Source organism: Planctobacterium sp. AWH2_060, from assembly GCF_056158425.1.
In genome coordinates this window covers 2,870,251-2,881,958 of the sequence record NZ_JBSWTG010000001.1, presented here as the reverse complement: position 1 = coordinate 2,881,958, position 11,708 = coordinate 2,870,251, and the positions used below count along the sequence as shown (strand labels likewise).

Below are 11,708 nucleotides of genomic sequence, written 5' to 3'. Positions count from 1 at the left end.
AGGGTTTGTTATGTAAACCGCATGTTAACGCGGCTATGCTAGCAGTCTGCAACAAAAAAGTCCTTCTTTTATGTGACAAATTTATTTAATGATTGAGCAAATAAACTTTACAGTGGGTTAGTCAGCTGACCCTGGCGATCACCATTCTATAACCTGATTTTGCCAATCCAGATAGTATGGTGGATCAGACTCTGGCAACTTGCCTAATGCATTGAACAGACATTGCACTGTAAATTGTGGAGTGAATAGTTTTTCCGGTTTTACATTGCGCTGAAAAGGTTTTGATAGTGGCGTATCCACAGTCCCTGGGTGATAGGCGATTAACTGACATCCGGGGGCACGGCGTTGGTACTCCACCTGAGCTGTCTTGAGTAGCATGTTAAGTGCTGCTTTTGAGGAACGATAACCATACCATCCGCCGAGTCTATTGTCTGCAATGCTGGCCACTCTGGCACTCAGAAATACCATTTGGCTGTCATTTGGATTCATCTTATTCACCAGCGCGCTCAGCCATAAACCGGGTAAAATACAGTTGACCTGGAAATAGCGCTGCATGGCTTGCTCGTCTATGTCTTCCAGCTTTTTCTCGGGGGATAATCCGGATTCAGCGTCGTGCAATACACCCAGCGTACAAATCACCAAATCAAAGTGCTTGTCGGGAAACCGGTTACAGGTTTGTGAAATATTGTCCTGATCGGGATTTTGCAGCAATATTGACCTGGTTTTACTGCAATCGGATTCTATCTCGCTACGAGAAATAACGGTGACAGATGCGATGTCAGATTGTTGCTGCAAATACTCCAGGCAGGCGCGTCCGATACCTCCTGAGCCACCAATAATTAATACTCGTTTGTTTTGCAAAGAATAGCTCATAAATTTAATCTATCGAACATTCACTGCAGCGACTTTTTCCGGTCAAAAGTCGCGAAAGACTAAAACGATGCCGGGCGAATAATAAATACAATTTATCAGCGACAATCCTGATGCCAGGCCAGCGCAGAGGACGAATTAGCCAGCCTTTGCCCACCAATCGCCAGGCGTGATAGGTAACGTCTAATCCGACAAGTAAATGTTTTTGCTGGTTTTTGAACCAATAGCCATGCAGTTTCTGCATCGCATGTTGTCGAGGTATTTCAGGGTACTGTTGTTCAAAATCAGCGCGATTAATATCTATCAGATTCAGACGCATAGACCTGTCGCGTTTTTTAAGGTGACGCATTTCTTTAACGCACAACGGACATTGACCGTCGAAAAATATGCTCAGTTGTTCGTCATTCACGCTGATTTCCTCTATTGGGTATAGGTTATACGACTAATTGCTAATTGTTAATCAGGTCAAAATGCTTGAAGTTAGTCACATAGGTAACTATATACTGCTTATATCAACAAACGGATTAACCTGTGAAAATACTTAAAGAAGCAACATTGGCTGGTGGTTGTTTTTGGTGCATCGAAGGCGCTTTTAATCAAATCAAGGGCATTATCTCGGCAAAGTCGGGCTATTCAAATGGTGAGGTGAAAATGCCCACCTACGAACAGGTTTGCTCTGGTAAAAGCGGGCACGCTGAAGTGGTGCGACTGGTATATGATGAAGACATCATCAGCTTTGAAGAGATTCTTCAGATTTTCTTTACCTTACACGATCCCACGCAGTTAAATCGTCAGGGCAACGACATTGGTACTCAGTACCGTTCAGCTATTTTTTACCATGATCAAGAACAGCGTGATCAAGCACTGGCTATCATTGAGCAGATGACCAAAGATAAAATTTGGCCGGAGAAAATTGTCACTGAAGTATCAGAAGTGGCTAACTATTTTGAAGCTGAGAAATACCATCAGGGTTATGCAGAGGAAAACCCGCAGAATCAGTATTGTCAGATGGTGGTAAGCCCTAAGCTGGCTAAATTCAGAAAAACCTTTGCAGCCCGTCTAAAAGACGTTGCGGCCAACGAGGCGTAATAGGTGGTTTTGGGGATCAGAAAACAAAAAGGCGTCAAAGTGACCTTTGACGCCTTTCCATATTTTGAATATCCCTCTCAGCACTCCATGCAGCGACTTCTCCTAAAGCCGTTCCAAACTGCCCTGAATCCATCCATCCTGACATCTTGTCGGGGCGCAATTAATATTGCGGGTCCTGAATATCCTATACGACACAACTCCGTTTGCGTTCCCTTTCCTTACTCCTTACAACCGCGAATCCATCCCTGCGGTCTCCCTTGACGCTTTAATTCCTGTCCCAATGTTTCCTTGTGACGAGAATAAATATAAGGGAAAAATAGACGTTTGTTTGCAATGCAATACCTAAATTCATGACAATTTGGTGACATAAATCCACATTGTTTTAGTGAAAAATCTTTTAAAACAATGATTTAGTGTTTTTGGTCAGTTGAGGCTCCAGAAAACTAACCCATATTTCTGACATGCATGTAAGAAATCTCTTACATAAATTTGAGCGAATGTCTCAACCTGAAGAATTGGCTTGGGCATCATAAATTTCGGGTTGAACAAAAAATAGACAAAATGTCAATGTTTTCAGGTGTATAGCATTTCATATTGGGATTAGAGTTCTATTGAGGGCCAACGGGGTCAGGTTCGCTGAAAAGTTAACACACTGCATTTTTGGGCGAGCGTTGTGTGATCGTCCTCTTCCTTAAAGCAACAGCCAGTCTTTCTAAAATACACATTGAATTCAAATCATCCTATGTTTCCTGGAACGAGGTTGGTTCGAGATAAATCTCACAAACTTTCAATCTGGCCTCAAATGCCTCCCATCCGAGGTTGCTATGAGCAACTTTGTGATGGGTGTCTTGTTTAGATTTGTTTTGCCGACTGTAGGTTTACCTGTAAATGGAAAGCCGAACTATGGTAAGTCTCTGTCATTCCAATACACACAAATGATGTGTACACTAAGTGCGCTAAATTAGGAGGTGTTATGCAATCCCAAAGATTAGTGAATAAAAAACGTACGAACCTTTCAATACAAGCAACTCTGCTGTCAGAGGCAAAAGAACTCGGTGTAAATATATCCGCTTCTGCTGAAAACGGTATAAAAATGGCTATCGCGCAAGAGAAGAAGAATAGGTGGTTGCAAGAAAATCAATCGGCAATTCAAAGCTCAAATTTGTTTGTTGAAGAAAATGGCTTGCCTCTCGCAAAATATAGAACATTTTAGTGGCAAGATTTTCGGTTTTTAAGAATGTAAACAATCGGGGATACTTGCTGGATGTCCAGTCTGATATTCTCAGTGGCCTGAATACTCGCGCTGTCGTTCCTTTAGTACATATCGATGATGCTCCTAAAAGCGCTACTTACCTTAATCCTATATTTGAGATCAACGATGAGCAGCTCGTTATGCTAACTCAATTTATCGCAGCGATCCCAGAGACAGAGTTGACAGAACGTGTGGCCGAGCTAAATGAGTTTCATTCAGAAATTTTAGCTGCGTTAGATATGTTATTTACTGGGTTTTAATCTTATAGCTCAATTTCGCTGAAAATTAACATTATGCTTTATCGGCCAAATAATAAGAGAAGAATAAGCTATTTTCGAACATCTTTTTTAGAGCGCTCGGGATCTAATTTGAATACGACTGTGGGCAGAAAACAAAATTTCTGCCCGGCTATTTTATTTAAATCTCTCATCCGAGTGTATTGAATAGTGCTCAATCACTGTGTTGTTGACCATTTCTCGTAAAATATAGACGAAAAAAAACGGTAGTAACAAACCTGCGCTAAGTACAGTTGCAAAAGTCCAGACAATTAGTGGAGCCAGCATCTGTGTTAAAGGTTTGGTATGGTGTAAGCGGTATTTTCTTACTTTCATAGGAGTCAACCTCAATCCCATTGCATGCATATTGTGTGGCAAACCATTGAAACTCCAGACGTCCCGGTACACATCGTCTGATAGTTGGAGCACCTGGGATTCCAATCATATTCGTCGGAACTTCCATACAATCTCAATAAATTGCCCATCCTTTCTGCCCCACCTCTATAGCTAAAGTTGTAACTACCAGAAATATCATTTGTATCGAGAGGGATATCATTGCAATCACCATCATAAGCTGACTTTATTTGGAAGGTTTGTTGGTCGAAATCCATATAACCATTCATTCTTCCTCCGTCTGCTGTTGCTAAAGAGAAGTTGTTGATATTTAGATAGCCAAGGATTGCCCCTGTTGTAGATAAAAAACCGTCCTCTGATTCTTGCAAAACATTAATAAAATCAGAATATTTCACGGCATAAAGGGCGATATAACCAAATTGGTCACTAGAGTTGATATTAGTTTGGAGTCTATTAAACAACTCTCTGCGGTTTTGTGAGCTTTTGACATAATCGTGAGCTGTCTTTGCATTATCACTTACGGGAGTTGCAACGCAATCATTAGAAAGTGAGGAGGTTTCCAACAATGTTGAGTTTGTTGATAATCCGTTTTCTACCTGTAAAGGTGTATAAGCGACATGCCCTACAACATTACCTGTCTCATCAACCAAAAATGTTTTATTGTGCAAATAATTGATAGCATTGTTTCTGGCTTCAGGCAAAGTTGCGAATGCGTTCCACACATCCAAGTCTTGGTCCATTTCATACGCATTTACAGGAGTAATTGAGGGCTCTTGACCCGATGTGTTGGCTTTAAACACTTCATATTTTTTATAAATCATGTTTGTGGAGTCAAATACATGGCTTATTTTCTTGTCATATGTGTGAAATAGCTTTTCCATTGCGGCTACTTTCATTTGAGAAGAGCTACATCCTTCACAGGAAACAACTTCTACTAAAATTTCGCCGGAAATAGAGTGCGTACACCACACGCTGAAAAATAAAGTAGTAAATAATTTATTAATTTTCATCCTTAACCCTTTAATGTTTAGTTCCCCCTAAAACTTGGGGAGAAAAATAGTAAGGGTTGAAAAAATGACCGTCAAGAGGGCGGGCGAAATTATTTACGCTTTAGCAACTCCTGAGTGGTTAGTTTATTCAACCGAAAGGACCCCTAAAGCTTTTTTTGAGGCAACAAAGCGACAAGTAGTCATGCCGCTCTTTAGGAGAGTTTATTAATTATTTGGCAAATATCTCGTTAAAATACAGTGCCATTCGGACACCAGCCTGTTTAAGGCGTTTTTTAACAGTAGGCATATGCTCGTATTTGTAATCCCAGGATAATTTGGCATCGGCTTCCGGGTATATTTCCATTCGGATTTTTTGGCTTTCAGCCATCCAAACTAAGGGATCAGTGTGCTGCCAGTTTTGCAACTCTTCATCTGTAATGGCGGCCTGTAACCATTGGGCAAATTCACTGTAGGACAACTCTTCTTTATTGATTAGTCCCGAATCCCAGACGCGATGCAGGTTACTGGACTCCCAATAAAATTCTACTTTGTGATCATTGCCGCCTTTGTCAGTACCGTTCCCCACGTGTAATGGTTGATGTAAATCACCAATCAGATGCACGATAAAGCGCACTGCTCTTTGTTTTTCTGCCTTGCTGGCTTTGGGGTTTTGTAAGTCTTTTTTAAAGTTTAACAAGGCTGTATAGGCATCACCTTCTTCTGGTGCGCCCACTTCTTCATAGCTTTTGCCGTCTGGTACGGTCACGTAGTGCCAGGGAGGCGTTGTTTTCTTCCAGTAGTCGTCTGGGTTAGAACGCATTTCATCTGGCCAGGTGGATGCCTGTGCCAGGCTTTCTACGCCCATGATATTTTCCAGTTGTTGTCTGGCTTCCGGGCTTAAATAATGCTCGGCAATCGCTCCGGTAATACGGTGGCCATTGGCGCCAAAGGCATGTGCCTGAGATTGGATAAACGCGCTGCCAGCGACGAGTAAAGTAAGAGCTAGTTTCTTCATATTATTCTCTGATTTTTTTGTTATTGGTGTAATTAGTCTTGCGGCTTGTAGCCCCAGCGCTGCATCAGGGCGTTATCAATTGCCACGTGGTCCAGTATTCGCGCCACCACAAAATCCACCAGATCATCAATGCTCTGTGGTTCGTGATAAAAGCCGGGCGCTGCCGGCATAATAGTTACGCCGAGGTTGCTCAGCGTCAGCATGTTTTGCAGGTGTATGCTGGATAGCGGCATTTCCCTGACCAGCAGGATAAGTTGCCCTCTTTCCTTGATAACTACATCGGCTGCCCTTTCTATCAGGGTATTACTGGCTCCAGTAGCTACCGATGACAGGGTGCTGGTGGAGCAGGGGCAAATGATCATAGTTTTGGGGGCTGCCGATCCAGAAGCCACCGGTGAAAACCATTCTTCTTTGCCGTAACAACGAATTTGCTCAGGTTTAGCCTGACAATGTTCTGTAAAAAATGCGCTTTGTTTTTCTGGTGAGCCGGGTAATGTCAGCTTTTCTTCGGTGGCGAACACCACTTTTGCGGCACCGGAGATCAACAGATGTATCTGATAGCCAGCTTCCACCAGGCACTGCAACAATTTCAGACTGTAGGGAGCGCCGGAAGCGCCGGTTATTGCCAGGGTGATTTGTTTATCAAACGCCATAATTACCTTATTTGTTCTGCAATTCGCTTAACAGCTTTTGGTGAATGCCGCCGAAACCGCCGTTACTCATCACCAACAGATGATCACCAGTTGTCGCACTGTCACTAATATGGCTGATCATCTGAGTCAGATCATCAAAAATTTGAATGGGTTTTTGACTCTGTGCGGCAAAATCTGCCAATTTCCAACTTATATTGTCCGGTTGTAACAGATAAATTTCATCTGCACCCTGTAATGACTGGATTAACTCTGCTTTGTGAACGCCCATTTTCATGGTGTTAGAACGCGGCTCTAATATTGCTAATATTCGTTCATTGCCTACGTTGGCGCGCAAACCCGCAAGTGTCGTTTCTATCGCCGTTGGATGGTGAGCAAAATCGTCATACAGCTTAATGCCGTTAACCGCACCTTTTAGCTCCATGCGGCGTTTCACATTCTTAAAACTGGCCAGTGCTTCTGCTGAGGTTTTCGGTGTGACCCCCACATTACGCGCCGCTGCTATGGTCATCAGGGCGTTGTGTACATTGTGGTTGCCAATCAGAGGCCATTTAACGGTGGCGACTTTTTCTTGCTGAAATAAAACGTCAAATTCACTGCCATCAGGACTTAACAGTCTGGCTTGCCAGTCTCCGCCAATGGTTTGCTGCTCTGTCCAGCAACCCATGTCGAGTGTTGCTTCGATGGCAGGCACTTGTTGTGGTTTTAAGATCAAACCGTTGCCCGGAATCATGCGGATCAGATGATGAAATTGTTTTTGGATCGCCGCCAGATCATCGAAGATATCGGCGTGATCGAATTCCAGATTATTAAAAATAAGGGTATTGGGGCGGTAATGGACGAATTTACTGCGCTTGTCAAAAAACGCGGTGTCGTATTCATCGGCTTCGATAACAAAGAAGGCTGAATCACCGGCTCTGGCAGAAATGGAAAAGTTCTCTGGTACTCCGCCGATTAAAAAACCGGGTTTCATGCCGGCGTATTCCAGCACCCAGGCTAGCATACTGGCGGTACTGGTTTTTCCATGTGTGCCGGCAACGGCCAGTACCCATTTGTCTCTTAGCAAGTTTTCCAGTAACCATTGTGGACCGCTGGTATAGGGGATTTTTCGGGCCAGAACCGCTTCCACCGCGGGATTACCTCTCGACATGGCATTGCCGATAATAACCATATCAGGCACAGGCTCTAGCTGCTCCGGATCATAACCTGTGGTCAGCTCGATGCCCAGGTTCTCCAGTTGTGTGCTCATGGGGGGATAGACGTTTTTATCTGAGCCGGTAACCTTGTGGCCTAACGCGCTGGCAAGTGCGGCAATGCCTCCCATAAAGGTGCCGCAGATGCCGAGAATGTGAATATGCATGAATAATTTCTAAAGGTAATTTAATACAGACCGGCAAAGACTATCAGAGCCTCAGCCGCGGGTAAAACGCAAATCTTTGCAAATGATGACATCAAATGCTGTTGCGGGATGCCTTATGGCGTAAATTGTTTTATCATTGAGCGCCATAAAATAATTATAAAATACGACAGTCATTCTCACTGAAAACACGCATAGGTACCTCTACAGATGAAACGATTAAACTCGCAGCTCCAGGAAGACGGCGCACCCCTTGAACTTATACTGTTACTTCGCACTTTATTGGCCGGTTGTAAGGAGATTTCTTTCCGGGTCAGCCAGGGCGCTTTAGCCGGTGTTTTAGGCTCAACCTTGAGTGACAATGTTCAAGGCGAAAGACAAAAGAAGCTGGACGTTATCTCTAATCAGATCCTGAAAGATATTTTGAGTGAATCCGGGTATGTAAAAGCCATCTCCTCTGAAGAGGAGGACGATGTGGTAGCTTGTCATCCCGAGGGTAAATACCTGGTGAGTTTTGATCCGCTGGATGGTTCATCTAATACCGACATCAACAGTCTGATTGGTACCATTTTTTCTATTTTCCACGCTCCCCAGTGGATGGAAGCTGACGATCCTTCTGCGTTTTTGCAACCCGGCACGCAAATGGTGGCAGCCGGTTATGTGCTCTATGGGCCTTCTACTATGCTGACGCTGACCACCGGACGCGGTACCCATATTTATACTCTGGATAAAACTCACGGGGGCTTCCTGCTTACCAAAGGCAATGTTCAGGTACCTCAGGATACTTCGGAATTTGCGATTAACATGTCTAATCAGCGTCACTGGGAACCGGCGATGCAATCTTACATTACCGATTTGTTGGCGGGTGACACCGGACCGCGAGGCAAAAATTACAACATGCGCTGGGTGGCAGCAATGGTAGGGGATATTCATCGCTTATTATGTCGCGGTGGCTTGTTCGCTTATCCTTATGATCACCGTGACCCTTCAAAACCCGGTAAATTGCGTCTGATGTATGAAGCCAATCCCATGGCGTTTTTGATGGAGCAGGCTGGCGGTAAAGCGTCCACCGGTGAACAGCGCATTATGGAAATCATGCCTACCGATATTCACGAAAGAGTACCGGTAATTATGGGCTCGGCTAACGAAGTTGACGCCTGTCTGGAATACCACAAACAAGACTAAGCACCCCTTTAGTTAACAACTTTGCTAAGGAGGCATCCCAGCCTCCTTTCATCTGCTTCTGCAATATCGCCAATCGGCATAACTTTTTACTTGTCATACTGAATTTAACTCCAATATTATCAGTGTCTATTTTCTCTATTACCTATCTCGCCGTAAGAGGACACACATGAAACCCAGCGTAAAGCCGCAAAATCCTAATTTTTCTTCTGGTCCCTGTTCAAAACGTCCAGGATATGACGTCAATAATCTGGATATCAGTACTCTGGGACGCTCCCATCGCGCTGACATCGGCAAAACTGCACTGGGTAAAGCCTGTTCGCAAACCGCTGAACTACTGGGACTGCCTGAAGGATATCGGGTGGGGATCGTGCCCGCTTCAGATACGGGGGCGGTGGAAATGGCGCTCTGGTCTTTATTGGGTGCCAGAGGTCTGGACATTCTGGCATGGGAATCTTTTGGCTCGGGCTGGATTACTGATGTTACCAAGCAACTCAAGTTGCAAGATGTTAGACGCTTTGAAGCCGATTACGGCGATTTACCCGATTTGGCTCAGGTGGATTTCAGTCGTGATGTGGTCTTCACCTGGAATGGCACTACGTCTGGCGTGCGTGTACCGGATGGCGACTGGATCGACGATGATCGCCAAGGTTTAACCATTTGTGACGCCACTTCAGCGGTGTTTGCCATGGATATGCCCTGGCAGAAACTGGATGTTGTTACCTATTCATGGCAAAAAGTGCTGGGCGGCGAAGGCGCTCATGGTATGTTGATCCTGAGTCCCAGAGCAGTAGAGCGTTTGGAATCTTATACTCCGCCCTGGCCACTACCCAAGATTTTCCGTTTAACCAAAGGCGGCAAACTGATTGAAGGTGTGTTCAAAGGTGCCACCATCAATACCCCTTCTATGTTGTGTGTGGCAGATTATCTGGATGCGCTAAATTGGGTGGAAAGCATCGGTGGTGTTACTCAGACAGTTGCTCGCTGTAATGCAAACCTCGAAGTGATTAAGAACTTTGTCGACGCCCGCGAGTGGATTTCCTTTTTAGCTAAAGACCCTGCCAATTTGAGCTCAACCAGTGTTTGTCTGACCCTCTCTATTTCCGAAGAGCAGGTGAACAAGATGGTGAAGTTGCTGGAACAGGAAGCGGTGGCCTTTGATATTGGAGCCTATCGCGATGCACCTGCAGGTCTGCGTATCTGGTGTGGCGCAACGGTGGAAAGTAGTGACCTGGAGGCATTGATGCCCTGGTTAGATTGGGCCTACGAACAGGTCAAAGGCTAAACTTCATCCTTAACTTGGGAGAGCGATATCATGTTTAAAATCAGAACCTACAACCGAATTTCAGTTAATGGTCTGGAGCGATTTTCCAGAGAACGATACGAAGTAGGTAGTGATATTGCTCATCCTGACGCCATCTTGCTGCGCTCCCACAAATTGCAAAATGAAGTTTTGCCCGACAGGTTACAGGCAATAGCCAGGGCGGGAGCAGGCGTAAACAATGTACCGGTACAACAATGTAGTGAGCAGGGCATTGTGGTCTTTAACACACCGGGAGCCAATGCCAATGCTGTGAAAGAGTTGGTGATGTGCGCGTTACTGCTGGGTTCCAGAGGTATTTCCGGTGGCATGAACTATGTACAAACCCTGACCCATATTCACGATGCCGGGGAAATGAGCGCTTTACTTGAACAGGAAAAGAAGAATTTCGCCGGTAATGAGCTTTACGGTAAAAAACTGGGTGTCATTGGTCTTGGGGCCATTGGTTCAATGGTGGCTGAAACGGCGTTGGCGCTGGGAATGGAAGTGCTGGGATTCGACCCGGCATTATCCGTAGAAGCCGCCTGGCGCTTACCTAACCAGGTGCAGCGCATGGAAAATATGCAAAGTTTACTGAGCAAAGCTGACTATATCAGTTTGCATGTTCCTGCCATCCCGGCCACCCATCATATGCTTAATGCCGATACCTTGTCGTACGTAAAACCTGGGGCGGTGCTACTCAACTTTGCCCGTGACGCAATTGTGGATGCGCGTGCGGTTATTGCCAGTCTGGATAGTGATCGTGGCCTGTCGCAATATATTTGCGACTTTCCTGAACCTTGTTTGCTGGGGCGCGATGATGTTCTGGCTATGCCACATATCGGTGCCAGCACCAAAGAGGCGGAAGAGAACTGTGCGGTGATGGCCGCCAATCAACTGATCGATTATCTGGAAAACGGCAATATCAAAAATTCAGTTAACTTTCCTGCAATTGCCATGGAGCGGGATCCTGGTACGGTGCGTATTACCTTCGCCAACAGCAATGTATCAGGTGTTCTCGGGCATGTATTAAGTGTTCTGGCAGACCATGAAGTCAATGTGGCCGATATGGTAAACAAAAGCCGGGGTGAACTGGCTTACAACATTATTGATGTCGAAGCTAAACCTTCAGAAGCGGTAATTTCTGCCATCAAAGCGGTAGAGCATGTGGTGAGTGTCAGGGTGCTGTAGAATTGGAGGGTGGTTATTCCCCCAAGGCAAGAGTACGAAAGATTTTTGAGCGACGCTCGGACATAGCTTGACTTAATCGACGCCAAAACCCAATTATTTTGGCTAAGTCTTAAGTCATCGATACTGAACCACTCAACCTATTTACAGGCTCTAAGGTAGACTTTTTTCGGCGCTGCAGTCTAAT

Annotated in this window: 12 protein-coding genes; 6 read left to right on the top strand and 6 right to left on the bottom strand. The window is 45.0% G+C overall.

Going from position 1 to position 11,708, the window contains the following annotated elements; translation table 11 throughout:
* Positions 1-138: 138 nt before the first annotated feature.
* Entirely contained in the window at positions 139-873 is a 735-nt protein-coding gene (locus ACXAD8_RS12255) for an SDR family NAD(P)-dependent oxidoreductase (protein ID WP_475228931.1), read from the bottom strand.
* Positions 874-877: 4 nt separating this feature from the next.
* A complete protein-coding gene (locus ACXAD8_RS12250) occupies positions 878-1,279 on the bottom strand; it encodes a thiol-disulfide oxidoreductase DCC family protein (protein ID WP_475228929.1) in 402 nt (133 codons plus the stop codon).
* Between the two features lie 122 nt (positions 1,280-1,401).
* On the opposite strand from ACXAD8_RS12250, the gene msrA reads away from it, so the two are divergent.
* The 3 genes from msrA (at position 1,402) to ACXAD8_RS12235 (ending at position 3,471) form a co-directional block, all read left to right on the top strand.
* Positions 1,402-1,959 carry a peptide-methionine (S)-S-oxide reductase MsrA gene (gene msrA / locus ACXAD8_RS12245; RefSeq protein WP_475228926.1) on the top strand — a complete coding sequence of 186 codons (558 nt, stop codon included), beginning with the start codon at positions 1,402-1,404 and terminating at the stop codon, positions 1,957-1,959.
* 973 nt (positions 1,960-2,932) lie between these two features.
* On the top strand, positions 2,933-3,172 hold the full coding sequence (locus ACXAD8_RS12240; RefSeq protein ID WP_475228924.1) for a type II toxin-antitoxin system CcdA family antitoxin: 240 nt from the start codon (positions 2,933-2,935) through the stop codon (positions 3,170-3,172).
* On the top strand, positions 3,172-3,471 hold the full coding sequence (locus ACXAD8_RS12235; RefSeq protein WP_475228922.1) for a CcdB family protein: 300 nt from the start codon (positions 3,172-3,174) through the stop codon (positions 3,469-3,471). Before ACXAD8_RS12240 ends, ACXAD8_RS12235 begins: the two co-directional genes overlap by 1 nt.
* 362 nt (positions 3,472-3,833) lie before the next feature.
* Here the strand turns inward: ACXAD8_RS12235 and ACXAD8_RS12230 are convergent, their stop codons facing one another.
* From ACXAD8_RS12230 to mpl, 4 genes are all read right to left on the bottom strand, one after another.
* On the bottom strand, positions 3,834-4,850 hold the full coding sequence (locus ACXAD8_RS12230; RefSeq protein WP_475228919.1) for a hypothetical protein: 1,017 nt from the start codon (positions 4,848-4,850) through the stop codon (positions 3,834-3,836).
* A gap of 208 nt (positions 4,851-5,058) precedes the next feature.
* Positions 5,059-5,844 (bottom strand): S1/P1 nuclease, encoded by a 786-nt coding sequence (locus tag ACXAD8_RS12225; protein WP_475228917.1) that lies wholly within the window; start codon positions 5,842-5,844, stop codon positions 5,059-5,061.
* A 32-nt stretch (positions 5,845-5,876) separates the two neighbouring features.
* Positions 5,877-6,497 carry a flavin prenyltransferase UbiX gene (locus ACXAD8_RS12220; protein WP_475228915.1) on the bottom strand — a complete coding sequence of 207 codons (621 nt, stop codon included), beginning with the start codon at positions 6,495-6,497 and terminating at the stop codon, positions 5,877-5,879.
* Between the two features lie 7 nt (positions 6,498-6,504).
* Positions 6,505-7,854, bottom strand: a complete 1,350-nt coding sequence (gene mpl / locus ACXAD8_RS12215; RefSeq protein WP_475228913.1) for a UDP-N-acetylmuramate:L-alanyl-gamma-D-glutamyl-meso-diaminopimelate ligase — start codon at positions 7,852-7,854, stop codon at positions 6,505-6,507.
* 207 nt (positions 7,855-8,061) lie between these two features.
* On the opposite strand from mpl, the gene ACXAD8_RS12210 reads away from it, so the two are divergent.
* The 3 genes from ACXAD8_RS12210 (at position 8,062) to ACXAD8_RS12200 (ending at position 11,524) form a co-directional block, all read left to right on the top strand.
* A complete protein-coding gene (locus ACXAD8_RS12210; protein ID WP_475228910.1) occupies positions 8,062-9,036 on the top strand; it encodes a class 1 fructose-bisphosphatase in 975 nt (324 codons plus the stop codon).
* A gap of 166 nt (positions 9,037-9,202) precedes the next feature.
* Positions 9,203-10,318: a phosphoserine transaminase gene (locus tag ACXAD8_RS12205; protein ID WP_475228908.1), complete on the top strand. Its 1,116-nt coding sequence runs from the start codon at positions 9,203-9,205 to the stop codon at positions 10,316-10,318.
* 30 nt (positions 10,319-10,348) lie between these two features.
* Positions 10,349-11,524, top strand: coding sequence for a phosphoglycerate dehydrogenase (locus ACXAD8_RS12200; protein ID WP_475228906.1), 1,176 nt, complete (start codon positions 10,349-10,351; stop codon positions 11,522-11,524).
* Positions 11,525-11,708: the final 184 nt, after the last annotated feature.